Below are 24,851 nucleotides of genomic sequence, written 5' to 3' on the forward strand. Positions count from 1 at the left end.
TCTGTAAAGAGCTCATATGAATTTGATTGATCAGATCTGACTATTAGATTGGCATATAGAGCCGTAGAACAGAAAGTAATTTTCTATAAGACAGAAACGATAAAAGCGCTATATAACTGAGACAGAACATGAAGAATTGCAAACAGATAAAACGACATCTTTCTTCGTTACAACACTGAAATTGTAAACGAGACTACGAATAACTATCGTCTGAATATGCAATTTCACATCTGCAAATTTTTATTGATTAATTCAATCCCAACATTTTCCCTGAAACACATTTCTTCATTATCTACTTCTTTGAGACAAACCGGTAAAGGGGTTTCATCTATTATAAGTACGGACATAATAACGCGTTACTCCAACCTCATCATAAGAAACCATAGACATGATACCTGTCTTTATTGGCGTTATTTGATAAGTCAAGATTACACCATTTTGCTGTTTGTTTGGTTGATCTGTATAGATCACATTATATCCATTCCGTCGCAAGAGATCAATAAATACAGGAGTAAAGTTGTCTTCTGTTTTATTTTTTTTCACAATAAGAGTTGTTGTAGCGGGCGGTAAAGGTTTTTTAAGATTACGAACAAAATCGTTAGCAATTAATTTTACATCATCTTTCGTAATATTTGGACTGACATAACTTGATGAATAATTACTGATAGATGCACAACCAGCCACCAATACAAGCGGTAACGGAAATAAATATTTTGACATCTTAACTCCCCTATTAATTGCATTCTCTTCTGAGAAGCTCCTACACCAGAAATAAGAGCCTCCTTTCAAAGAATAGCCTTAACAACATACTGCTTTACTATCAAGCATTAGTTAATCAATTTCTCACTTGTTAAAAAAACGCCACCATCCTCATAGTACTTAAAGCTTATGCTTAACACACAAAATATATATGTTAAAAGTACGAAAAAACACATGTAAAGCATGTAGTATACATATAGTATATGTATACTTACTTTCATGGTGTGTTGCATTACATAAACCAACGCACAGCACCCTTCATTTCCCCTCCATTCACGAAGACACTTCCCCCCAATCCTCGCACCACATTCCACGCCCCCAAAAGCCCAAAGTGACCAAAAACACGCACAATATATGAACCCATAAGTCCTTCACTTCACTTTTACAGATTCACATTTTTACGCTTTTACATCATTACAGAACGAAGCCAAGGAAAGGTTCACCGCCCCGTACCACTCTATAAACAACGGTCTGTAAAGAATTCAAATGCTTGCCTAGCAAGTTTCCACCACTGACCACTCATTCATTTCAGATTCCCCCTTCAAAGAGCTGTGTTTTTATCTCATGAATAAGATAATTAGCGAACCGTCTTTAGAAAAAAGAAAAGGCATGGAGATATCAAATATATCAATGGTCGTCATCGACTGTCGTGTTAAGAGGTGTTAACTCTTTATTTTTCTTAATTTTTACAACGCCAATAATTCCCGTGGAAATAATTAATGCGGACATAGCTAAAAAAGAGCTTAACAATCCCACGAGAGCCAAAAGTCCAGCAATAAAGCCAGAGATTGCTTCCGCAGAGTTCGCTAAAGTTGAAAAGGTTCCAAAACTTTTACCAAAATCTTCACGACGAGAATATAATTGAATAGCTGAGACTAAACCAATATCCACAAAGGCACCCATAAATCCTAAAACAAATGCTAACACGAGAAGGAGTTTTAAATAAAGTCCAGCAGCTAAAGGCATAACAAACAGAATAACCCCATAAAGAAGCCAAAATATCATGAGCTTCAACGATGTAATATTTAATATAATTTTACTATATAACAAACCACCAACAATAGTTCCAACAGCCATGAGAGAAAAAATATAACTAACAAAGTTTTCCTCTCCCCCTATAGAGAGAACAAAAGCTGGAATTAAAAATCTTAAAATTGCACCCGTAAAGAGAATAGCAAACGACGAGCCAACGAGCGTAATAAATAAATTATTATGTTCTGTAGAAATATATTTAAGATATGAAGCTGTTTCTCGATAAATTTTTATAAAATTGAATGATTTATTCTCATTTGAATTTAAATTCGTGAGATTAAATAACACGATAATAGATATAAAATAGGTAAAAAAATCAAAAATGAGTACTGCCGATTTATTTACTAAAAAAAGCAGTATGGAACAAACCAAAGGGCCAATGACGGATGCAGTTTCCATGATAATTTGAGCAATGCTATTGGCCTTTGTAAGATCTTTTATTGAAAACATTCTGGGAATAGCAGCTTGAAAACTTGGTTGGAAAATACTTCTTCCTATCGTTGTACATATTGCTGCAAAAATAAGAACAATGATATGTGCCGTACCTGTTATATAAGTTATAAAAACAAACAATGAAGCTAATAATCTAACAACTTCACTTAAGATGATATTTTTCTTCAAAGAAAAATTATCCGCTAACCAACCTCCTATAGGGCCAAAAAAGAGAAAAGGGATAAATCGAAAAAAATACACAAGACCTGTAAAAAAGGTGTTATCTGTTAATTCTAAGACAAGTAAAATAAAAACAACTTCATAAGCATAATCACCAACTTTAGAAATAAAGAGAGAGCAAAAAAGAGCTAATGGACTCTTTTTTAAAAACAAATTCATATCAACCATCCGATGTTAAACTTAGCTACACTTAAAATTACACTTCCTTCAATACAATTGGTGATATGAACTTCAGAAGAGTCTTTTATTCTAATAAATCGCTTAATAAGTTAAGTGAAAATTTTTAAAGAAATACTCCTATTGATATAAGCATTTACTCTAATATCAAGTAATATCTTTAAAAAAAGAAAGAATGTAAAAACTATTAGATCACAATCTTCCATATTATTACATTGACCTCCACCCCACGTCTCAAAGAATGAAAATTCCCAACCAGCACTAGTCTACAATCCCACTTCAAAAAGCAGCTTTCCCCACAAAATAAAGCTTGCACCCAACCACTCCTCAAGCGACAGCACTTCGTCAGGCTCAACAAATCAAGCCCTATCTCCAAAACCGCCCTCCTTCACGCATCTCTTTGCACCACCGGATTACCCACACTCTCCTCCTATCCATGCGCACTTTCTTCATTCTCCATTCCCCCCTTTTTCTCTCCCATCACACTCTCACAACTTAACAGCACTCTTCCTCCCAACTTCCATTCACGAAGACACTTCCCCCAATCCTCGCACCACATTCCATACCATGACCAAAAACACGCACAATATATAAATCTATAAGTCCTCCGTTTCACTTTTAAGGATATACATTTTTACGCTTTTACATTATTACAGAACGAAGCCAAGGAAAGGTTCACCACCCCGTACCGCTCTATAAACAACAGTCTATAAATGAACGCAGCTTTTTGCCTAGTACCCCCTTACAATCTTCAGTCGCCCCCCTCAAACGACAACACTTCATAAAGCTCAACAAATCAAGCCCTGCCCTCAAATATTCTAGCTCTTTACTCCCCCCTAAAAGAGCAATGTTTTACGGCATAATAGAATAGAAAATTCTTGATTTTTCTTGCCAAGCTTCTGAAATTACTTTATCACTTAAAGTGTAATTTTGGTCGTCTACGCAACGATCAATAGGGATTAAAAACCCGAAGACTTGACACATAAATTTATCCCGCTTTGCGGGTATCCCGGGATTCCGGGAGATTTTGCTATGTCCAGGTGCTTTGGCACTAAAAGCAAAAAGCTGAGTCAAGTCAGTGTTTTTAACTCCCGGAATACCAAAGCGAGGGCGCTCGCAACCGGAGGGGGGCTTGAAGTGCCAACTAAAAATCCACATTTTATCGACATTTTGATAGGCAAAAGAATCCGTCACAGACGCATTTCCATGGGACTTTCCCAAAAAGAATTAGGAAGCCATTTAGGTGTCAGTTTCCAACAAATCCAAAAATATGAAAAAGGCTTCAATCGTGTAAGTGCCAAATGTTTACTGGAAATCGCTCAAAAACGAGAAGTTCCCGTAAACTTTTTTTATGCAGACATTACCACAAAAGAAGATCTTCCCACAAAAGAAACCCTCTTACACCACAATCAAGAAACCTATAGCGAAAAAGAACACACTCTGTTGAGAAACTTTAGAGAGCTCCAGCCGAAAAAACAAAAAGCAATCTTGTGGTTGATTTCTGATTAGGAAAAAGCACAACGATCAACATTATTCCATTCATATCCCCCTTAAGTCACATTCAAACCAACACACCACAGCCCCTTCAAAGAGCAATGTTTTACGGCATAATAGAATAGAAAATTCTTGATTTTTCTTGCTAATCTTCTGAAATTACTTTATCACTTAAAATGTAATTTTGGTCGTATACGCAACGATCAAGAGGGATTAAAAACCCGAAGACTTGACACATAAATTTATCCCACTTTGCGGGTGTCCCGGGATTCCGGGAGATTTTGCTATGTCCAGGTGCTTCTCAGCACTAAAAGCAAAAAGCTGACTCGGATTCAGTACCTTTAACTCCCGGAATACCAAAGCGAGGGCGCTCGCAACCGGAGGGGGGCTTGAAGTGCCAACTAAAAATCCACATTTTATCGACATTTTGATAGGCAAAAGAATCCGTCACAGACGCATTTCCATGGGACTTTCCCAAAAAGAATTAGGAAGCCATTTAGGTGTCAGTTTCCAACAAATCCAAAAATATGAAAAAGGCTTCAATCGTGTAAGTGCCAAATGTTTACTGGAAATCGCTCAAAAACGAGAAGTTCCCGTAAACTTTTTTTATGCAGACATTACCACAAAAGAAGATCTTCCCACAAAAGAAACCCTCTTACACCACAATCAAGAAACCTATAGCGAAAAAGAACACACTCTGTTGAGAAACTTTAGAGAGCTCCAGCCGAAAAAACAAAAAGCAATCTTGTGGCTAATTTCTGATTAGGCAAAAGCACAACGATCAACGTTATTTGTTAATATATCAAACAACAAAACATCCTTAAATCAAATTCAGATCAAGACACCACACCCCTTCAGAGAGCAGTGTTTTAAGGCAAATAGGATAATCAGCTGCATTTTTGTTGTCACTTATAATTTTCCAATGACTTTTGAATGCCTCAATTAATCTTTTTTATAGCACTTTCACTCTTTTTAAAGCTTCTTTCTCTGCTTCTTCTTTTAACTTCATGCCATTGGCGCCTTCGTACCTTTTTATTGTTTTTTCAATCTGATCATCAGTCCCTGCTTTAAAGACAATCATTGTTTCAAACGGACGAAATAATGACGATTGCGAAATATGAAAAAAGATATTCGTGCTCAAATTGCTTGGATCAAACTCGCTATACCCTGTACTTTTTAAGTCATGGATAGATATCGCTTTTTTTGACATAGCAAGACCAATAACATCGCTATTTTTCTCACCAAAATTTTGTACTTTTAAAAGGTTATTTTTAGCGTCATAAACTGTCGACATATCCATGACTTCGTTAAGAACTTGATCATTTATGTCAAATTGAGCATCTATGCCAAAAATGAATACAAGATCACGCAAAGAACAAGCTTTTTGAAAAAAACAAGCATTGTACAAACGTGAGGGAACCCCAAGACAGTTGACTGCTCGTCGAATGATTTTTATAGCGAGCTCATATGATTTTTCATCTAAACGATGATCACGAATGTCTGGAATGTAGATTTCTTGTGTTTCTTGTAACGGTGCATTTTCACTATTTAATGCACTATCAATAAGCTTTTCTAACCAATTGTAATTCTCAATATTATCCTGCTCTCGGACAGACGATCTGATCTCTTTTAAAAGATTGTCCAGCCCATACTCTTCTCTAAAAGCATGCTCTATTCGATCACACGTCATTAGAAATGTATAGTGATCTTCTCGTTTGTCCGGTATAGATGATGCTTCAATTTCTGGATCATTCACTTTAAATTGATCAACGCTTTCTCCACTTTTAACAGATATCGAATGCTCACCTCTAATAGTATCAAAAACTCTCGCCCCTTGCTCCTCCCTAAAAGAAAAGCCTTGTTCAAGAAACAACTTTAATGGATTGGAATCATCCGATGTTAACGACACATCTTGTATTAAAGAGTCCAAAATTTTCTTTTGAAGCTCAGCATCACTTATTAACGAATCTTTCCTATCCTCATAGAAATCCTTTAAGCTTTCTGGAATACGCCGATTATAACTCTTAACATCCTCTGCAAACCAGCTGTTAATTATTTCCTTGTTTGTGGCTAATTTCATAAGATTATGCCCCCCATTTAAATTTTACCCCGCTTAAATTTCAAATGATCCTTTTTATCAATAAATTCCAATACAGTTTTTATTAAAATCCTTGAAAAAAGTTCATTATCTTTTTATTTTACTTAATATTTACCATATTATAGTTTATTGGTAAATGTTAAGTAAAATCAATTAAGATATAGATGGTATTTTTAATATACACCTTCCACTTAAACTTGCCTTTGTAACACGAATAGCAAAAATTTTAACCAAAACAAGTTAGAGGTCTTGTTTTTCAAGTCTTTATCTTGATTAAAAAACTGCAAAATAGCAAACTTGATTGTGCAGATAATCATGCTTCATCATCTATTAGCCACCGACAAGAGTGCAATCAATCAAACAGTTTAAAAAAACTTTTAGCAAAATTTTAAAGCAGAAAAACGCACATCACCGAAAAAATGAGAGAGCAGCGCGTTTTACGCATCCTCCACCTTTTGCTTAAACAGCAAAACTCCAATCCATCGTCAAAATATCTTCGTCTAAAATTCCCATGCCACAGATCAGCCCCCTCAAAAAGCAATGTTTTACGGCGGATAAACGGCATTTCTCTTTAACGCTTCTACACACAAAGCAATAAAGCAACAAAGCAATCCTGCTTGTGACTTCACTTATAACATTGCAAGAAAATAGTTTTCACGACAAACAGAAGGAAAAGAATCCTACGATATTCGAGAACGCTCATTTAATATGCAAAAACACCGGCTACTCCCTTTGCTTTGCAATAAAACACCGCTGTCTCACAGTGAATTTTTCTAAATCAGCACGCCTCAAAGCGCGGTGTTTTATTGCACAATAAGATTATCACCGCCCTTTATACCATGAATTTCTCCAAACTTAATCTTCAGGCAAAAATTCCAACCGATCTCCTTGTTTTGTAATTTTCACCGTTGTCTCGTCGTGAATTTCTCCAAACAAGATTTTCTCTGCGAGAGGATCTTGAATTTCTTTTTGAATAATCCGTTTAAGCGGACGAGCACCATAGAGCGGATCATAGCCCTTATCGGCAAGAAATTTTCTCACCTCTGGCTCGATTTGCAAAGTTATTTTGCGTTCATTGAGTAGATTTTGCAAATGTTCTATCTGAATATCGACGATAGCTTCCATATCTTGACGTTGCAGCCTTTGAAAGAGAATAATCTCATCAATACGGTTTAAAAATTCAGGACGGAAAGCGGCTTTGACGACATTCATAACATCATTTTTTGCCTGATCTGTTGCTTGCCCTTCAGGCAAAGCAGTTAAAAACTCAGCACCAAGATTAGAAGTCATAATCAGCAAGGTATTTCGAAAGTCAACGGTACGTCCTTGACTATCCGTCAAGCGTCCCTCATCCAACACTTGCAACAAGAGATTAAAAATATCAGGGTGTGCTTTTTCAATTTCGTCAAACAGAATGACCTGGTAAGGTCTTCTACGTACAGCCTCCGTCAGCACGCCCCCTTCTTCATATCCAACATATCCAGGAGGTGCCCCAATCAGCCGCGCCCCAGCATGCTTTTCCATATATTCCGACATATCAATACGCAACATGGCATTTGGGTCTTGAAAGAGAAAAGCGGCCAGAGCTTTGGTTAACTCGGTTTTTCCCACCCCCGTAGGTCCCAAGAACATGAAAGACCCCAGCGGACGGTTAGGATCTTGCAGCCCCGCACGCGCACGCCGTACAGCACGAGAAACAGCTTGAACAGCCTCTCCCTGCCCAATCACACGTTTGCTAATTTCATCTTCCATCCGCAACAGCGCCTCCCGTTCTGCCTCCAGCATTCGATCAACAGGAATACCGGTCCAGCGCGAAACAATCCGCGCCACATGTTCAGCCGTCACCGTTTCTTCAACGAGATGATTTTGTTGGTCATCATTTTCCGCGATACTCAATTGTTTTTCGAGTTCAGGAATGACACTATAAGCGAGCTCTCCAGCGCGTTGGAATTGTCCATCACGCTGTGCAATAGCCAAAGCATTACGGGCTTCTTCGAGTTGTTTTTTCAAATCAGCAGCATGCCCTAATTTTTGTTTCTCAGCCTGCCAAGCACTTGTCATCTCAGCGGACTGTTGTTCCAATGTTTTCAGTTCTTCCTGCACATTTTTCAACCGTTCTTTTGCTGTTGGCTCGACATCTGTTTTCAAAGCTTCCCGTTCGATCTTCAACTGTAAAATACGCCGATCAACAGCATCGAGTTCTTCCGGCTTTGAATCGACCTGCATACGCAAACGTGCCGCCGCTTCATCGATAAGATCAATAGCTTTATCCGGCAAGAAGCGATCCGTAATATAGCGGTTAGACAAACGCGCGGCCGCAATTAAAGCACTATCAGCCAAGCGCACTTTGTGATGTTGTTCATATTTTTCCTTAATACCGCGCAAGATAGAAATAGTATCTTCCAAAGAGGGTTCAGGTACAAAGACAGGCTGGAAGCGGCGTGCCAAAGCAGCATCTTTTTCGACATATTTTCGATATTCATCGAGCGTAGTAGCACCCACACAATGGAGTTCTCCGCGTGCAAGAGCAGGCTTTAACAAGTTAGACGCATCCATAGGACCATCAGATTTTCCTGCTCCAACAAGATTGTGCAATTCATCAATAAAGAGGATAATTTGTCCATTTTCGGCTTGCACCTCTGCCAGCACTGCTTTGAGACGTTCTTCGAATTCTCCACGATATTTTGCACCAGCGATAAGCGCTCCCATATCGAGCGCATAGAGTTGTTTATCCCGCAAAGTTTCAGGGACATCGCCATTGATAATGCGCAGAGCTAACCCTTCCACAATAGCTGTTTTCCCCACCCCAGGCTCACCAATCAACACGGGATTATTTTTCGTCCGCCGTGAGAGCACCTGAATAGTGCGTCGAATTTCTTCTTCTCGTCCAATAACAGGGTCGAGTTTTCCTTCGCGTGCATCTTTTGTGAGATCCCGGGCATATTTTTGCAAGGCATCATATTGTCCTTCGGCATGGGGGCTTGTTGCTGTTTTTCCTTTCCGCAGCGCATTAATTGCCCGATTAAGCGCTTGCGGGGTCAATCCTCCACTTGTTAAAATATCGGCTGTTTTTGCGGTCTTTTCCATGATCAGCGCTTGCAACATGCGCTCCACGGTCACAAACTGATCACCGGCTTTTTTCGCAATATCCTCAGCCAGCGCGAAAACTTTTGCCAATGGCTGTGAAAGATAGAGCTGTCCATTTCCCCCTTGCACTTTAGGCAAAGCATCAAGTGCTTCTTTTAGCGCCTTTTGAATAAGAGTAAGATCACCACCAGCGTTTTGGATAAGCGATGCAGCCAATCCTTGAGAATCGTCTAACAACACTTTCAGGAAATGCTCCGGCATAAACTGCTGATGATCAGAAGCAAGAGCGCTATTTTGTGCTGATTGTAAAAAACCCTGTACGCGTTCGCTATATTTTTCCAAGTTCATTTTTTTTCCTTAAACCTCAAGCCATCACCACACTTTAACCTCTCCAATATTCCACAAAAGAAACATCCAGAAAGGATTATCCAGCCTCTAAAAAACACCGCGGAAAAAGCAGCATGAAGAAGAACCGTAGTGCTAAAAAGAATATGGGTTTCTACAAGCCTCATAGCAAGAGGGAGAAAAAAAATACGCTATCATTTTAAATAAAAACCGCAACTTTTCTTATACCCCACATCATCACTCCCCTTTTTAAACTCTCACCCACAAACTCCACCATTAAAACTTAAATTTGAACAGCAGAAAAGGAGCACGCAAAAACATTTAAAACAAAGCAGTCTTTACAGCATATAGTTTAGAGTAAAAGTCAAAATTACTTTTTCTCTTTTTACTTAACAAAACATTGAGTATAAGCTTTAATATTTATAAACTTATACTGTCTTTATCAAAATAAAGGAGTTTGAGTATGTACCATATTGCAAAAAAGATTCTTTTAATACTTTTATTCCTTCTGATAAGTAAACCAAGCTATGCCATCTTTGCCGGCAAAGTTATTACAATAGAGCATGAATGGCCTGAGAATGCATTATTTGATCTATTTGTTTTCACCCAGCAAGTAAACTACGATGGTGGGCCTAACTCCATCTATTTCTGGGGAAATAAATTTGAATTCCAAAACGGGAAAAGTGGACAAATTGGTTTTTTCAACAGGAGCGGCCGTACCATTCATTTTTCTATCTGGAATGCAACGGGATGGAAGGGTAATACATGTAAGCATTTTACTCAGGAAGGTTCAGGAGTACGATGTGAAATCAAGTTTCCATGGGAAATGGGACGCAGATATCGATTATATGTTGAAAAAAATGAGAATCTAGTTACAGCGAAAGTAGTCGATTTTACAACGGGTAAAAAAGTGAATATTGGGACCATAGAAGTACCAAATACATTTGGCAAACTCCGTAAATCTTCAAGTTTTGTTGAAGACCATTCTCGTTGGAAGAGACATCTTTCCTCCTGTTATGATTTAAGTCCGCAAAGTTCGATTTTTTTTGATCCTAATGGCTTAAAACAAAACAAGCTATACGAAGGGACTCTGAAAGTTTCTAATCAAGGAAAGTGTCGAGATTCTGACCTCATCCAAACATCATGTACGTTCACTTTTTGTATGACAAGTATAAGCGACTTTGGAGGTTTAGCCTCGCCTACAGCTAAACCAGAAGTCCCCATTTCCAATGGGAAAGATCTGTCTGCAGAAACAATTTCTAACATCTTGAAACAAAAAGAGCTTGTCGTTATTCGTTCAAAAGATCGTTCTTGGGCACCCAATATCTCTTTTCCATCTCCTGCTTCATTTAAGTGGAAATCAATCTTTATAGATCATCTAGCGGCTTCTAGTTCTACGCTTCACACCACTCACGGCACACAAAAGATAACCACAGGCCAAAAGATTATGTATATGTCTGATGGAAAAACTTGGAAAATTATGAAAAAAAACTAACTTTTTTCTTCTTGATAAGCCCCTCACTCCCCTTTAAAAATAAATGGGGGTGAGGAAGTTTTTTTCATTTCCCCACCACGGCTCCCTTTCCCAGTTATTTTTTCGAGCCCTGCTCTCATCCCATCGTCCCCTTTAGCTCACCTCATCACCATACTTTCAGGGCATTTTCTTCACCTTCACCTTCTCTCAAAACCCCACACCCTTTCCTCTCTATCTCCTCACCTCCCTCTTCTATCACCCTCACACCATCCTTTACCGCAATCCTTTACACCACCCCGCCTCTTATCCACGCCCTCCCTTTGTCCATAGGCACTCTCTCCATTCCACGCCCCCCTTTTTCTTTCCCGTCACACACTTACAACTTACAGCACTCTTCATTCCAGCTTCCCTCCTCAATTCACAGTCTCTTCACCCCCCCCATTTATTTCACCCCATCCATGCCAGACAAAAGCCCAACGTAACCCCAAAACACGCACAATGCATAAATCCATAAATCCTCCACTTCACTTTTACAGATTCACATTTTTACGCTTTTACACATTCACAGAAAACAGCCAACGAAAGATTCACCACCCCACACCGCTCGATAAACACTGGTCCGTAAACAATCCAGCTTCTTATCCAGGGAAGGACTACTGATCACTTCATATAATTATCACCACCCCTCAAAAGAGGCGTTATCAAACAAGACAAATAAGCCCTTCCTCCCAATATTCTCCACATACTCTTCTCCAGAAAATGCACTTAACACCCCTTTTCATCCCAGCTTCCCCGCTCCATTCACAAATGCATCCCCCTACTCTCACCACATTCCACGCCATGATAAAAGCATACACACAGTACAAATCCTCCGCATTATTTTACGGATATACGTTTTAAAGCTTTTACATATTCACAGAAATCAGACAAATAAAATTTCCACATCACCACCCCGCACCGCTTTGTAAACACTGCTCTGAAAATGAATCCAGCTTTTTGCCTAGTCCCCTTACAGTCTTCAGACTACCCTCCTCAAACGACAGCACTTCATCAGGCTCAACAAATCAAAGCCCTATCATGAATATTCAAGCTCTTCACTCCCCCTTCAAATAGCGCCGTTTTACGGTATAACAGAATAGAAAATTTTTCATTTTTCTTGCCAATCTTCTGAAATTACTTTATCACTTAAAGTGTAATTTTGGTCGTCTACGCAGCGATCAAGCTCTTTGCACCAAAACACGTGCCCCTCTTTTTTCCTTAGCAATACTGATTGGACTATCAATTTTTCCCTCACACCCTAAAGGCACCAACAACCTTCCTGCAACAAAGCAATTTATAATTATCAATGATAACAAAACCACCAATGGTAAGTCTTGGATATATATGTATTAAAACATCCATCGTTGACTGATCCCAATCTGCGTCTATATCAATGACGCTAAACCGGCAACCAGAAAGCAACTAAGGTAAAGGCTCTGTAGACCATCTTTTGAGAAACATCACATTTTCTTCAGCCATTCACAACGCCGAAAATTTTCTTGTACGTCATCAAACGGCGCCGAGCAATTGAGGTTATACGATAGAAAAGCTAAAATCAATTATTACAAATATCATTCTTTCAAGTAACTGACGAAGATTTTTTTACTTCTATGATTTTCAGGATAATTGTCTCAAAAAAGGTATTTATTACAGATCCAATTTGAACAAGTGATAATTTTTATTTAATATGACTGACAATTTACTGTTTTTTGTTGGTATTTATGAAGAGCTAAAAAGAAAATATTTAAAACTACATTTAACGCCAATGCCTTCAAATGCCTAAATGTCTTCTACTCAAAACAGCCAATCTTCTCGTATCCCCTCAGCAGCAAAACAACCAGACTAAGCATTATCTCCTCAGCCGCTCCCTATTTCTCACCACTCAATCTTTTCCCCAATTCTCTAAACAAAAAGGCTCAGATATTTCTTTAACCTCATCCCTCCTCTTCTCAAACTCAAGCTTCTCTCCAACGCCACACGCAAAATATCTCACTCAGACCTCCCCGCTAGAACAAACAACGCCCATCCCTTCAGCTTTCACACAAAAACGTTTTCTAAGCATTTGCTTCTCAAAAGACATGCCTCTTCTTTACTCTTCTTCATCACTTACTTGTGGTGGGGGTGGTAAGATATAAGCACCTGAAAGCCAACGATTAAGATCAATAGCTCGACAGCGTGTGGAACAAAAAGGATAAGAAGATTTTTGTGACATCTGACCACAAATAGGACAAGGATGTGGTGGGCGATGAGAGGTTTCTTTTTGTAAATTAGGCTCTTTTTGTTTTTGGGACACCTTTGTCATTGGCTCCTTCATTAATTTTGCTTCTATTTGTTTTCATATTTTCTTTTTGTTGTTTTTTACCTTGCATTGATCTTACCTTGCATTAGCTCTACGGACCAATCAATCTCTCTCATGCGTTTCTTCAGCCCAGTGAGTGAAAAGTGGATAGTGATAAGCGGTCAAGAGATCGGTTGTTTCAGCCAAAGGCAATCCCACAACATTAGAATAAGAACCCGTGATATGAACAACAAAAGCCCCTGCTTTTCCTTGGATAGCGTAGCCCCCCGCTTTGCCTTGCCATTCTCCTGAAGCAAGGTAAGCCTTCATCATGGCAGAGGTTAAGCGTCTAAAACGAACACGACTTTCAACCAATTTTACGGTTATTTTTCCACGTTCATTGAGCGCACAAATGGCACCATAGACCTTATGCGCCCGTCCAGAAAGGAATCGTAAACATTCATAAGCCTCATCCTCGCTTTCTGGTTTGGGGAGAATGGTCCGGCCAACAGCCACCACCGTATCAGCCGCCAAGATAATCATTTTCTGCGCAGACAATTTTTGGGGAACATTCTGCAACTCGTCTTGACCATTCTGACTGTACCAGCGCAAAATTTTTTGGGCTTTCAGCGCTTTTTCTTTTGCCAAACGTTTGGCAAGGTTTGCAGGATGTTCTTTTAATTTTGGCGTTTCATCAATATCGCTTGCATAAACCTGCTGGGGATCAATCCCTATTTGTGCCAAGAGCGCCAAACGCCGTGGCGAAGCGGAGGCAAGCACCAAATAAATTTCTTCTGTAAGAGTATCTGCCAAACGTTTTTTCCCCCACTCTCTTATATTGCTCATTTCCACCCCTTCACAATCGACTTCCCTCTTCACCCCCTTTAGCGCCCCCTTTTAAGCGCCCCCTTTTAAGCGCCCCTTTTAAGCGCTATTGATCTCCTTATCCTTTTTCCGCAACGATTTTACAGTTTTTCAAGGCTCTTCAAACACTCCCCTTTTTTCACTCATGAAAAGCAAACTAAAAAACTGTTAAAAAATAATAGAAATAATATGATAGCTTTTAGAAAAAAGTGCAAGCCACCCACGATGCTACTTATAGCGATATGTAATACGCCCTTTTGTCAAATCATAAGGTGTCATTTCCACCATGATTTTATCACCGGCCAACACCCGTATACGATTTTTCCGCATTCTACCAGCGGTATGAGCAATAATTTCATGGTCATTTTCCAGTTTCACACGAAACATCGCGTTAGGTAAGAGTTCAGTAACGATACCAGAAAATTCTAAAACTTCTTCTTTTGACATAAACAAACATTTCCTTTACAGTGCACATATTTTGTTAAGCTGCGCGTTATTTCCAGCGTTCATATCCTATTTTCTTAAGTTTGTGAATAAAAATTCCACAAAAAGGGAAAGGTTTTTCAAGTTTACTCTTCCATACTCTCAAAAAAACGGCCCCCCCACCCCTTAAGAATCAAAACTTTTTTCCACCAGTTTTACCCGCTAATTTCCTTCAGTTTTTATGATGATTTTGGTTTCAGTATGACAAGAAATTATGCTAATTTTTTCCCCTAAAGCATTTTCCCAACACCTCTGACTAATCCCTCCAAAACTTACTCACAATCATCCTCTCTCCAACTTTTCCTCACCTTCCACACTTTAAACATGCGCCCTTCAGATAAACACCACTCCCCCACGCCAGAAGCCCCTCCTTTTCTCAAAAACCTTCTCCATTCTTCACACACCATTCACAACATGCTTCACTGCCCCACACTTCATACTCTATGCATTTCCCATACAGCCTTCCCCATTTTCCCTCTCTTCACACACTTCCTCTAAGCCACTCCTTCCATTTATGTTGCTCTTCCTACCTTCGAAAACACAATCCCTATACATTGCGTATCATTAACCACAACGCCTCTAACGACATAAAGCCTTTTCCTTTTTTACGCATTTCCGTTTTTACGCTTCTCCACATTTACAGAAAGCAGCCAAACGAAACTTTCAAATTCCCCTCGCACCACTTTGTAAACATAGGTTTGTCAACAATACAGCTTCTTACTCTAGCGAATTCCCCTGCTGATTTCAGATCACGACACCACAAAGGATAATGTTGCATCAAACGCGACAGATACGTCCTATTTTAAAATATTCTTGCCCCTCCTTCACCACCCTAAAGTAAGATCACGCAAAGCATCGGTCAATCTCACTTCAAAAACAACTTTCCCCACACCCTCTCTCCTCTCTCGTCAACGCACCCACCTCTTCATCCAAACTTCTCCCCCTTCATAAAACTCTTCATCCCCACACCGCAATCTTCTCTCCACATTCCATGCCATGATAAAATCATACACCCCACATAAAGTCCCAGCTTCCTTTTTTACACATTTCTGTTTTTACGCTTTTACATATTTACAGAAAGCAGAAAATCTGTAAAAAATGCATTACACAATAACGTTTTCAACAACTGTCATTAAAAACTCGCCTCCCTTTTCATCTAAATCCCCCTATTTTCACTTAAATCATAGATATAAACCGCCCTATTATTGTATTGAGCAGCATAAAATTTTTCGAAAAATTCTAACGATCAAAAAGGGTCATAAGAAGCATTTTACGACTTTTAAAAGAATTTTTATTTACACCCAGTGCTTTTTTGTAACGTAGAAGAGCACATTTAATTAATTGACTATAAGAAAGTTTGAAATGAGAGAAGCTCTTCGTTTTTCTCATTCAACATCCGCAACAATAACTTATCCTTATAAGTCAATATTTTTTCGTAATACAAAACGTGCCAAAAGGAATATACTTGTGTTGCATATTCACGCGCTTGTTTTAAAGAAAGATCTCTCAACGCTCCATCACACCCATTTTGCAAAACGCTACCCGTAAAGGAATGGTAAGCTCCCATGAAGGATATAAAATCCATTCAGCCCCCCCTATCTTTACGCTTATGGAAAAACAAGTTTACGCTTATAGAAGAACAAGCCGGCATCATCACAAAAACTCTGCCAGCTCCCAATGTTGCAGACAGCCTTCGGTTCAAGAGACACTTCATTAAAGGCATGCCTTTCTTGTACAGTTTTGACCCACATGGCCCACTCACTTATGATATACAAGCAAGTAATTTTAATTGATTCAATATAAGAGAACTGGTGATGAGCAACTTTATTATATTCAGCAACGCGCTTCACTTTAAAAGGGTTATTTATCATTATAAATCAATATATTAATAAATAAGAGAGTCATCATCAAGCCGCTTACCTTTTTCTAAAAAAAAGCTTCACACTGAGAGAAAACATCTAAACGTTAGATAAAAAAAAAGGTTTGCCTCTAATAAACAAACCTCTACAGAAAATTATTCACATAACTTTCAAAATTTTAAATTAATCCCTCTAGAAGCAATAAAAACGCTTTAGAAGCACCAAAATGAATACAAAACTTTATTTAACACAATGTTAAGAAAAATCAAGAACAAAAATTTTTTATCGTTAATGCACCTTTAAAAACGAGGCTTCTTAACCCACGCAGCTCAACAATCTGGGGCTTTTCTACAAACTCCTCCAAGCCAATCAATCCCTTCATCTCTCTCAAAAGACAGCATAAAAGGTTCACAGTACAAGTCTTCGCTAAAAAAATATCAATCGCTATCGCTCATAAAAGCCAGCATTGGTATAAAAGATCAGATTATCGAACAATTTTTCTGAAATGTCTTCCAAATAAATAAAAAAGAAGCGGTTTCTTAAATATTTCCGCCTCTTTTAACAATAAAAATTATAATGAGGGATTATTAAAAAAATTCAAGACTATGAAGGGAACCAATTTGATAACAATTCATACCTTACAGGATCATCGGCACACTGTCCACCACCACATTCCAGTATGGTAGAAATCAAATTTGCCGCAATCAAAAATACAAATAAGAAACTTGCCGCTTTACTCAAGACTGGAAAAGGAGAAAATTCTTTGAACTTGTGTGCCAATTCGCCTAAAATCATGACAAATGAGACAGCAAAGATACAAAGGACAGAAATAATGAAAGCCCAAGTATAAAAATGCAATCCAAAGAACGTTGAACCATATCCTAAATCATCAGGTGTGATATGCAAAAACACTTGGCGTGCTGCCACAGCACTGGTTACCATACAACCGAGAATAACCATACCATAATGGGTATTTTTCACCTTATGGTGAATATTGAGCAAGAACCCACAACCTGCCAGCATCAATCCAACGCGCTGCAGCAAACAAAGGGGACAAGGTAACTCAAACTTTACCAATTGATAATAAAAAGCCACCACCAAGACAACGGATAATCCAAAGAGTCCTAGCGTATTCATAAAGATAACGAAGTGAGGATTTTTTTGTTCAACATGTTCCATGGCTATTCTCTCAAAAAGATAAATTTAAAGTGGAAGTTGCGTGATGATTGAAAGTGAGAAGAATGACAACGAATAAAATTGCCCACAAAGCATAACTTATATTTTTTTTACCACACATAGTCGTTACTGCAGTACCTAAAGCGATTAAAAATGGAAGAAACATAGCTTTTAAATCTCCTTTACATCCGTTGTTTAACTCTTATTTATTTCAGCGTTCACCATATTACAAAATTGGGCAAAAAAGAGACCATGGATTTATTATTCACAATTCGTCACTCGCGATTGATATTACCATTATATTTAAGTGAAAAAACAAAGAACGATATAATCGCTCAGAAGCACATCTCAACAAAAGCGTTAAAAGCACAAAAGCGTTGATTATTCGCTTCCCCTTATATCGGCCATTGTTAAAGATATATCGACAATTATAAAGATTATATCCCCTATAAAGATTATATCCCCCACTCACAAAAGAATCACTTGAACAACAAAATAAATAGGCTTTGAAATCGAGAGATATACATCTCTTTTTTTCTCATAAGAATATCCTCATTTTGCAACACATTTTTGACATAAAAATCTCTTTTCTCATAAGTAATGTTTCAAATTGCAACAGATTTTATATCATATGGTGATCTTGTTTATTTTAGCAAATAAAAAATAAGACATTTTTTTAAAAAACTTATAATCAATGGCTTTTCCTCAATGCATTTTTCCCTCTTATCTTAAATAAAAGACAATGCCGCAAGCTCAACAGCCTCATGGGTCCCACACCACCCCGTTGCATTCCCCTCCCCCCTCACAAGAAGTGCTTCATGCCTTCAATACTTTATTTTTTCATCTCTCGAGATCCCCTTTAAATTTTTAGCTTTCCACCTTATTTGAAAAATAACTGTTTCTCTGTCATCAATTGGCTTTGCAAAAAGAATATAAAACTTTAAAAAAATAATGATAAAGAATCGCATTGAACCTTTGAAAAGGATAGAGAATGATGAAAAAATCATGTGATGTCGCGATTTTAATGGGGAGCCAATCGGATTGGCAAACGATGTGCCATAGTGCAGATATTTTGACGAATCTTGGTATTTCTCATAGTTCGCATATTGTCTCAGCACATCGAACTCCTGAACGCCTTTATCAATTTGCCAAAGAAGCAAAAGAAGCAGGGTTTAAAGTTTTAATTGCCGGTGCAGGGGGTGCAGCGCATCTTCCAGGTATGTTAGCAGCCCTTACTCCTCTTCCTGTTTTTGGCGTTCCAGTGCATTCTCACTCTCTTTCTGGTCAAGATTCTTTGCTTTCAATCGTGCAAATGCCAGCAGGGATACCCGTTGGCACATTAGCAATTGGCAAAGCAGGCGCAATTAATGCAGCACTTTTAGCCGCGGCCGTTATGGCCGTTTATGACCATGATCTCGCCCAACGATTACAAGATTGGCGTCAACAACAAACAGCCAATGTCGCCCAAACGCCTGTAACGGAGGTTTAAAATGGCACCGTTTTCCACTCCCCCCTCAGCCAACACCACCCCCTCCAACACCACCCCCTCAACCAACACCTCCTTAGCCAACACCACTCCCTTCACCATGTTACCTCCAGGCAGCGTCATTGGTTTAATCGGGGGCGGCCAATTAGCAAGGATGCTCGCCATAGCGGCCGCAGAATTAGGATTTCGAACCGTTATTTTTTGCCCTGAAGCCAATTGCCCAGCCGCTCAAACAGCAAACAACCATATTGTTTCCTCCTATGACGATATATCAGCTTTAGATCATTTTATTTCTCAGTGTGATGTTGTCAGCTATGAATTTGAAAATCTTTCGCTTCAAACGGTTCAATATGTAGAAAAGAGTAAGCCTGTTTATCCTTCTTCCAAAGCATTAGAGATCACGCAAGATCGACTTTTTGAGAAGCAATTTTTGCGTGATCAAGGGATTGGCACCGCGTTATGGCATGCTGTTGACAATTCTTCTTCTCTTCTTTCCGCTCTTGATACCTTAGGCGGACGTGGTCTTTTAAAGACGCGTCGTTTTGGTTATGACGGAAAAAACCAGATCAAGCTTGATCACCCAGATGAACAAACCCTTGACGAAGCCTTAAGGACTTTTCAGGAACAGCCTTGTATTTTGGAAGAAATAGTTCCTTTTTTATCGGAAATTTCGGTTCTTTCGGCACGTACAAAACAAGGGGAACATATTTTTTATGATTGCCCTGAAAATCAACACAAAAATGGTATTCTTCATAAATCCTTTGTTCCATCACATATTCCACCTGAGGTGCAAAAAGCAGCACAAGAAATCAGCTTAACAGTTATGGATGCCCTCAATTATGTTGGTGTTCTTTGCATTGAATTTTTTGTCTTAACGAATGGTCATCTTTTAGTGAATGAATTAGCACCGCGTGTCCATAATTCTGGTCATTGGACACAAAAGGCATGCATAACTTCACAATTTGAACAGCATATCCGCGCTATTTGCGGACTTCCCTTAGGCAGTCCCTATCGCCACAGCGATTGCCAAATGACCAATCTTATTGGTAACAATTTTAGCACGTTAAAATATTTCCTCACACAAGAGCGCACCTCGATCCATTTATATGGCAAAAGCACTGTTCACCCCAACCGCAAAATGGGGCATATCATCCAATTACTGGGACCAGCCAACAAATCTTAAGCCCACATATATATAAATACTTTTTCACACTTTTCTCCAAAATGAACTGAAAAAACAACCTCTTCCCCACACCGATATCCAGCGGCTTCAAAAGCGCTCCCCTAACCTTTTAATTTGCCCCTGAAAGGGCGTGAAGCCCTCCTACAAGCCCTGCCTCTTTTAAAAACATCACCTCTTCCTCCTCCAATCCGCTTCATCCTACACGAACATCTCATCCGCCCTCAAAAACAAAGCTTCACTCCACACCGATATCCAAGCAGCACAACAAGCGCTCCCCCCCTTCAACTCCACCCCCTAGCTCTTCTCCCCTTCCTTTTCTCAAAAATATCCCCCCACAGCTCAAAACAATCCACAGCCCCTAACTTCACCACCCCTCCACCTTCCACAGCATAAATATTCCCCATAACATACGCAGCCCCTTCATTTTTCTTTTAATGCCAACCTTTAAGAAATAGACTGATTTATTGCACCCCCATAGATACCAATCCCCATGATTGCGTTTTTATTGTCTCTAGCTTCTCTTCTTATGTTCATTTTTTCACAAAAGCATCGTTTTGTTTTCCATAAAATTGCTGCAAAGAGGTAAAACGTATTACTCTCCCAAAACAACTCTCGAGAATTCGGCCCAATATCGGCCAGACGATAGCCCTCTCCAGCATAGCAACTTTCTTCTTTTTCTCCTCTCTCTTTTTCCTTCAACGGATAGAAGATTTTCTTCTTTCATTAATTCCCCCAACACATTCCTCGAAAAGGTTTCCTGAACTTCTCCCCAAAGGCTTAAGTTTCTTCTTTTCAGATCAATTTTTCTTCTCTCACAAAATCCTCCCCTTTTTTAGTGCATCAATTTTTCCACCTTTTAATCCTGTTAAGACAATGAATTATAAGGCACATCATCACCGTATAATGCGCATTGATTTTATTGCATCTCGCACAATTCTTTATGAACTCCCCTTATCGTAAACGCACTTTGTTTACGCATATTCTTAACCACCCATAAGAGATTGTCTGTAACTCTCTAATCCTGCTCAGCAATGACATTCGTCCCCCCCCAACAGACCAGCGCTTCATGAAGTTCCCACAATTTTTCTCAATCCAAGCTTCTTTCAAGAGCACCTAATAATTTATAAATATAAATGTTTATTTTATTATCCTGATAAAGCTAAACTATACTTTTTAATACGATCATTTTAACACTATCATTGCCTTTAAAACGCTTATTGTGGCAAAAAACACTTCATTTCTAACAATAATAAAACTTTAAATGAGGTACAGTCTGTTCTTCCCCAAAAACGTAAAGGGGGTCCATTTAGACATATGTTGTTCCTTTTTCTTTTAACTTTTCGTAAACCCATTGTTTTCGTAACGAAAATCCTGTCGATAGGCTTTTTATTAATGACAGGAATTCTTTGTCTAATATACCTCACAGGAGGAAGAGAAACACTGCCCCTATTGATCGGGATACCAATGATCATTACGTCAGCTCTCTTTGGCATTTGCAACATGTATATAAATTGGTATTATGACATACTTTTATTACGTCTATCGCCAGACAATGTGAAGCTTTCACTCTTTCAATAAACATCATCATAGACCACCCTTGGGAAGGTCAAATTTTTTCTGCAACATGGATATTAAAAAGGATTCAAACTATCCACATTCAAGAGCCAAAGTGTATTCTCAGTATACTGGCTCCCTTATTGGATAATTTGAATTCCCCATCTGCTCGACAATATCCAGCACTCCACCCACGTAGAAATAATTGGGTTGCAAAGAATCATAAACTATTACCTTAAAAGAGAAATTTATGCATAATCTTTCACTCTAACCACACAGATTTAATCCCTCATTAAAAGTACCGAGCGCTCCGCTCCGTCCCTGATCTCCACATCAAAGATATAATTACAGGATATGATTACAGCACTAAGCTTATCCATTCCCAAACCAAATATCCTCTCACCCCTCACGTAAAATAAAAAGCCTCAAACAGAAGACACTTGTGTTGCCAATTTACGCACTTGTTTTAACACGCGCTTATTTTAAAGAAACATTTTGCCAATTCACATGCCCCACCACTTCACAACAGCAGCCCCCGTCATAGAGCATAAAGCTCTCGATAATAGCTTAAACATTTATAGTGCACCACCCTCTTTAAACTTATGAAGCGTAAACACCAACGCCATCACACCGCTTTGCCACCCCCCAATGTTACAACACTCTTAGCATTTGAAAGCATTCATAAAAGACCGTTTTATTCCTTATCTTCAAGTATCTTTACCATAGATCAATCCCGCTTGTGATATGCAAGAAGCGAATGCTATGCTTAAAGCTACACAAATTTGCAATGAGAAAACCTTAAGACTATGCAAAACTCTTATTTTACTATGTTTTCTCTGAACAATAGAAATTTATCCTTATCAATTCATCATCTTTGTCATCATCATGCGGTTTATTTTTTAGGTTTTAAGAATAAGCCTTAAGAATATCCTCACACACGAATAAAAAACACCTCATGTTATAAATTTTACATGAGCCTTACTTAACGATGATATTTTACGAAAAAACAGGATTATTTTCTCACAAATAGGAAGCTTTTACTTTTTTCCACTCTTTGTGCTTTTTGGTGTCCTTCTTTTTACGAGAAAATTTTTACCTTCAAGGCCAACCGTTAACACACTATAGGAATTTGTAAGGGATATACCCTTGACAAGAATAAGACTTCTTGTTAGATTTCTCCTACTTTTTTGCAATTTTCACTTATCGTTGTGCTAATGAAGTGTATTAATGCGTACCTTAAGAGTGCGCTTTTCTTTTTGTGATCACAGTGAAAAAGTGTATCGTGTGATGTTATGATGCAAGTACGATATCGCAATGCAATGCTCATTAAAGTGAGCAGTCTATTGGGGTTGTAATATTGTATTTTCGTGTTTTAATATTGTGTTATAGTATTGTGTTACGTAAACTATTTAAACGGTGAATATGATGAAAATTAAAAATTCGCTTAAAGCACTAAAAGAGCGCCACCGTAACAATCGTTTGGTGCGTCGTAAGGGTCGTGTTTATATTCTTAATAAAACGAATCCACGTTTTAGAGCACGTCAGGGCTAATTCTTTTAGGGATAATTTCTTTAGGATCAATGTTTTTATGCCTACTTTAATTGTAGGCTTAAAATTTTTTTTCTTGAGTTTTTTTGTTATAAGTCCGTTGATTACAAGTCTAGTATTTGATAATATTTGGTGATTTATCTTTTGGGGGCTTGTTTTTATGGATTCTTCTATTTTTTTAAAAGCCTTTCGATTTTTCCAGTTGCGTTTTTTCTGTATTTTCCAGCGCGCGTTTTTTCTTTCTTTTGTTGGCGTTTTTTGTTTTGTTCCCTCGAGCTATGGGCAAAATCCTCCTTCTCTTCCTGAAGATCGGCCTTCTCCACAATCGCTTTTACCGTTAGATGATCTTATTCCCAATTCTCCTCCCCCTTCCTCAACGCCCTCCGATTCTGATTCCTCGGCGGTTATTCTTGAAGATCTTGACAAAGAGCAGCTTTCCCATGTTGACAGAGTTAAGCAGCGCAAAGAAGCAGAAATTTCACGTTTACTCAAAGAATTGAAATATTGTGCTGATGTTGCTAAAGCGAAAAAGATCAGTCAACAACTTCAACATTTATGGTCCCAATCAGGGAGCGAGACGATCGATCTTTTGATGTCATGGGCTGAAAATGCACTCAACAGCGACGATTATGGACTTGCGCTTGATTATATTGATAATGCTCTTGCACTTTTGCCTACTCATGCTGAAGCTTGGATAAGACGCGCTTGGATTCACATTCAACTGAACGATTTCAAGCTTGCCATGCTTGATCTCAACCACGCTCTTGAACTTGAGCCGCGCAATTATAGTGCTTTTTTTGAACTTGGCGTTGTCATGGAAGCAACGGAGCGTCCCAAACTTGCTCTTAAAGCTTATAAAACAGCATTGGTTTACTATCCACAAATGCGCAGGATTCAAAAGCGCGTGCAAGCTCTGTTAGACGAACAATCACCACAAGCTCTTTGAAACCATTCAAGAACGAGACACTTTACGACATCCTTTCAAATCTAGATAAGACGCAAGCCGGCTTCACATTCCACTCAATAAACTAAAAGCCCCCTGCTTATAACCACACATCCCCCCACACAATTCACAGTGCTTTTTTTGAAACTTAGCCATTACCATGGAAGCAACAGAGCGTCCCAAACTTGGCTCTTAAGATTGATGAAACAGCATTGGATTACACTCCACAAATGCGCAGGATTCAAAAGCGCGTGCAAGCTCTGTTAGACGAACAATCACCACAAGCTCTTTGAAACCATT

General features: G+C 38.7%; 21 protein-coding genes. 7 read left to right on the forward strand and 14 right to left on the reverse strand.

The genetic code is table 11. From position 1 onward, the window contains the following. Positions 1-324: 324 nt before the first annotated feature. The 3 genes from ACFIML_RS06790 to ACFIML_RS06800 all read right to left on the reverse strand — a co-directional run bounded on the left by ACFIML_RS06790 (position 325) and on the right by ACFIML_RS06800 (position 2,622). Positions 325-720: a hypothetical protein gene (locus ACFIML_RS06790; RefSeq protein ID WP_375607030.1), complete on the reverse strand. Its 396-nt coding sequence runs from the start codon at positions 718-720 to the stop codon at positions 325-327. Between the two features lie 271 nt (positions 721-991). Beyond that, positions 992-1,123 carry a hypothetical protein gene (locus ACFIML_RS06795; RefSeq protein ID WP_375607031.1) on the reverse strand — a complete coding sequence of 44 codons (132 nt, stop codon included), beginning with the start codon at positions 1,121-1,123 and terminating at the stop codon, positions 992-994. Between the two features lie 263 nt (positions 1,124-1,386). Further along, positions 1,387-2,622, reverse strand: a complete 1,236-nt coding sequence (locus tag ACFIML_RS06800) for an MFS transporter (RefSeq protein ID WP_375607032.1) — start codon at positions 2,620-2,622, stop codon at positions 1,387-1,389. A 1,155-nt stretch (positions 2,623-3,777) separates the two neighbouring features. Here ACFIML_RS06800 and ACFIML_RS06805 point away from each other — a divergent pair. Together ACFIML_RS06805 and ACFIML_RS06810 are read left to right on the forward strand one after the other, a co-directional pair. Beyond that, positions 3,778-4,149 (forward strand): helix-turn-helix domain-containing protein, encoded by a 372-nt coding sequence (locus ACFIML_RS06805; RefSeq protein ID WP_375607090.1) that lies wholly within the window; start codon positions 3,778-3,780, stop codon positions 4,147-4,149. Between the two features lie 379 nt (positions 4,150-4,528). Next, positions 4,529-4,900: a helix-turn-helix domain-containing protein gene (locus ACFIML_RS06810; protein ID WP_375607090.1), complete on the forward strand. Its 372-nt coding sequence runs from the start codon at positions 4,529-4,531 to the stop codon at positions 4,898-4,900. Between the two features lie 186 nt (positions 4,901-5,086). On the opposite strand, the gene ACFIML_RS06815 is transcribed toward ACFIML_RS06810, so the two are convergent. Further along, positions 5,087-6,214, reverse strand: coding sequence for a hypothetical protein (locus ACFIML_RS06815; protein WP_375607034.1), 1,128 nt, complete (start codon positions 6,212-6,214; stop codon positions 5,087-5,089). Between the two features lie 873 nt (positions 6,215-7,087). Beyond that, positions 7,088-9,667, reverse strand: coding sequence for an ATP-dependent chaperone ClpB (gene clpB / locus ACFIML_RS06820; protein ID WP_375607035.1), 2,580 nt, complete (start codon positions 9,665-9,667; stop codon positions 7,088-7,090). Positions 9,668-10,127: 460 nt separating this feature from the next. On the opposite strand from clpB, the gene ACFIML_RS06825 reads away from it, so the two are divergent. Then, complete coding sequence (locus tag ACFIML_RS06825; protein ID WP_375609341.1) at positions 10,128-11,159, forward strand: DUF3472 domain-containing protein; 1,032 nt, start codon at positions 10,128-10,130, stop codon at positions 11,157-11,159. A gap of 1,269 nt (positions 11,160-12,428) precedes the next feature. On the opposite strand, the gene ACFIML_RS06830 is transcribed toward ACFIML_RS06825, so the two are convergent. The 8 genes from ACFIML_RS06830 to ACFIML_RS06865 form a co-directional block, all read right to left on the reverse strand. Then, a complete protein-coding gene (locus tag ACFIML_RS06830) occupies positions 12,429-12,599 on the reverse strand; it encodes a TylF/MycF/NovP-related O-methyltransferase (protein WP_375607038.1) in 171 nt (56 codons plus the stop codon). A gap of 667 nt (positions 12,600-13,266) precedes the next feature. Next, on the reverse strand, positions 13,267-13,479 hold the full coding sequence (yacG, locus tag ACFIML_RS06835; RefSeq protein WP_375607039.1) for a DNA gyrase inhibitor YacG: 213 nt from the start codon (positions 13,477-13,479) through the stop codon (positions 13,267-13,269). Positions 13,480-13,578: 99 nt separating this feature from the next. Continuing rightward, the gene (locus ACFIML_RS06840; protein ID WP_375687726.1) at positions 13,579-14,301 is read right to left on the reverse strand and encodes a Maf family nucleotide pyrophosphatase; all 723 of its coding nucleotides are present in this window, start codon (positions 14,299-14,301) and stop codon (positions 13,579-13,581) included. 246 nt (positions 14,302-14,547) lie between these two features. Then, the gene (gene infA, locus ACFIML_RS06845) at positions 14,548-14,766 is read right to left on the reverse strand and encodes a translation initiation factor IF-1 (protein ID WP_004857577.1); all 219 of its coding nucleotides are present in this window, start codon (positions 14,764-14,766) and stop codon (positions 14,548-14,550) included. A gap of 1,381 nt (positions 14,767-16,147) precedes the next feature. Beyond that, positions 16,148-16,387: a hypothetical protein gene (locus tag ACFIML_RS06850; RefSeq protein ID WP_375607041.1), complete on the reverse strand. Its 240-nt coding sequence runs from the start codon at positions 16,385-16,387 to the stop codon at positions 16,148-16,150. Positions 16,388-16,409: 22 nt separating this feature from the next. Continuing rightward, a complete protein-coding gene (locus ACFIML_RS06855; RefSeq protein ID WP_375638483.1) occupies positions 16,410-16,553 on the reverse strand; it encodes a hypothetical protein in 144 nt (47 codons plus the stop codon). A gap of 711 nt (positions 16,554-17,264) precedes the next feature. Continuing rightward, on the reverse strand, positions 17,265-17,840 hold the full coding sequence (locus tag ACFIML_RS06860; RefSeq protein ID WP_375607042.1) for a disulfide bond formation protein B: 576 nt from the start codon (positions 17,838-17,840) through the stop codon (positions 17,265-17,267). Positions 17,841-17,850: 10 nt separating this feature from the next. Then, entirely contained in the window at positions 17,851-18,003 is a 153-nt protein-coding gene (locus ACFIML_RS06865) for a DUF5993 family protein (RefSeq protein ID WP_273790835.1), read from the reverse strand. Between the two features lie 825 nt (positions 18,004-18,828). Between ACFIML_RS06865 and purE the strand changes: the two genes are divergently transcribed. Both purE and ACFIML_RS06875 read left to right on the forward strand, forming a co-directional pair. After that, positions 18,829-19,326: a 5-(carboxyamino)imidazole ribonucleotide mutase gene (gene purE, locus ACFIML_RS06870; protein WP_330168079.1), complete on the forward strand. Its 498-nt coding sequence runs from the start codon at positions 18,829-18,831 to the stop codon at positions 19,324-19,326. Position 19,327: 1 nt separating this feature from the next. Beyond that, entirely contained in the window at positions 19,328-20,506 is a 1,179-nt protein-coding gene (locus ACFIML_RS06875; RefSeq protein ID WP_375615231.1) for a 5-(carboxyamino)imidazole ribonucleotide synthase, read from the forward strand. Positions 20,507-20,950: 444 nt separating this feature from the next. Here the strand turns inward: ACFIML_RS06875 and ACFIML_RS06880 are convergent, their stop codons facing one another. Beyond that, a complete protein-coding gene (locus ACFIML_RS06880; RefSeq protein ID WP_375607044.1) occupies positions 20,951-21,205 on the reverse strand; it encodes a hypothetical protein in 255 nt (84 codons plus the stop codon). A 2,280-nt stretch (positions 21,206-23,485) separates the two neighbouring features. On the opposite strand from ACFIML_RS06880, the gene ykgO reads away from it, so the two are divergent. After that, positions 23,486-23,611 (forward strand): type B 50S ribosomal protein L36, encoded by a 126-nt coding sequence (gene ykgO / locus ACFIML_RS06885; RefSeq protein ID WP_004863016.1) that lies wholly within the window; start codon positions 23,486-23,488, stop codon positions 23,609-23,611. A 157-nt stretch (positions 23,612-23,768) separates the two neighbouring features. Further along, complete coding sequence (locus ACFIML_RS06890; protein WP_375607045.1) at positions 23,769-24,554, forward strand: tetratricopeptide repeat protein; 786 nt, start codon at positions 23,769-23,771, stop codon at positions 24,552-24,554. Positions 24,555-24,851 lie beyond the last annotated feature (297 nt).

It is taken from the genome of Bartonella sp. AC62GZZY (assembly GCF_042196525.1).
Lineage (GTDB): Bacteria > Pseudomonadota > Alphaproteobacteria > Rhizobiales > Rhizobiaceae > Bartonella.

What these genes read in the sequence shown, in the direction of transcription:
- purE (WP_330168079.1), top strand. Translation starts at nt 18,829, where the DNA reads ATGATGAAAAAATCATGTGATGTCGCGATTTTAATGGGGAGCCAATCG.
- ACFIML_RS06860 (WP_375607042.1), bottom strand. Translation starts at nt 17,840, where the DNA reads ATGGAACATGTTGAACAAAAAAATCCTCACTTCGTTATCTTTATGAAT.
- ACFIML_RS06855 (WP_375638483.1), bottom strand. Translation starts at nt 16,553, where the DNA reads ATGTGGGTCAAAACTGTACAAGAAAGGCATGCCTTTAATGAAGTGTCT.
- clpB (WP_375607035.1), bottom strand. Translation starts at nt 9,667, where the DNA reads ATGAACTTGGAAAAATATAGCGAACGCGTACAGGGTTTTTTACAATCA.
- infA (WP_004857577.1), bottom strand. Translation starts at nt 14,766, where the DNA reads ATGTCAAAAGAAGAAGTTTTAGAATTTTCTGGTATCGTTACTGAACTC.
- ACFIML_RS06850 (WP_375607041.1), bottom strand. Translation starts at nt 16,387, where the DNA reads ATGGATTTTATATCCTTCATGGGAGCTTACCATTCCTTTACGGGTAGC.
- yacG (WP_375607039.1), bottom strand. Translation starts at nt 13,479, where the DNA reads ATGACAAAGGTGTCCCAAAAACAAAAAGAGCCTAATTTACAAAAAGAA.
- ACFIML_RS06865 (WP_273790835.1), bottom strand. Translation starts at nt 18,003, where the DNA reads ATGTTTCTTCCATTTTTAATCGCTTTAGGTACTGCAGTAACGACTATG.
- ACFIML_RS06890 (WP_375607045.1), top strand. Translation starts at nt 23,769, where the DNA reads ATGGATTCTTCTATTTTTTTAAAAGCCTTTCGATTTTTCCAGTTGCGT.
- ACFIML_RS06815 (WP_375607034.1), bottom strand. Translation starts at nt 6,214, where the DNA reads ATGAAATTAGCCACAAACAAGGAAATAATTAACAGCTGGTTTGCAGAG.
- ACFIML_RS06790 (WP_375607030.1), bottom strand. Translation starts at nt 720, where the DNA reads ATGTCAAAATATTTATTTCCGTTACCGCTTGTATTGGTGGCTGGTTGT.
- ACFIML_RS06795 (WP_375607031.1), bottom strand. Translation starts at nt 1,123, where the DNA reads ATGGGTTCATATATTGTGCGTGTTTTTGGTCACTTTGGGCTTTTGGGG.
- ACFIML_RS06875 (WP_375615231.1), top strand. Translation starts at nt 19,328, where the DNA reads ATGGCACCGTTTTCCACTCCCCCCTCAGCCAACACCACCCCCTCCAAC.
- ykgO (WP_004863016.1), top strand. Translation starts at nt 23,486, where the DNA reads ATGAAAATTAAAAATTCGCTTAAAGCACTAAAAGAGCGCCACCGTAAC.
- ACFIML_RS06825 (WP_375609341.1), top strand. Translation starts at nt 10,128, where the DNA reads ATGTACCATATTGCAAAAAAGATTCTTTTAATACTTTTATTCCTTCTG.
- ACFIML_RS06800 (WP_375607032.1), bottom strand. Translation starts at nt 2,622, where the DNA reads ATGAATTTGTTTTTAAAAAAGAGTCCATTAGCTCTTTTTTGCTCTCTC.
- ACFIML_RS06840 (WP_375687726.1), bottom strand. Translation starts at nt 14,301, where the DNA reads ATGAGCAATATAAGAGAGTGGGGGAAAAAACGTTTGGCAGATACTCTT.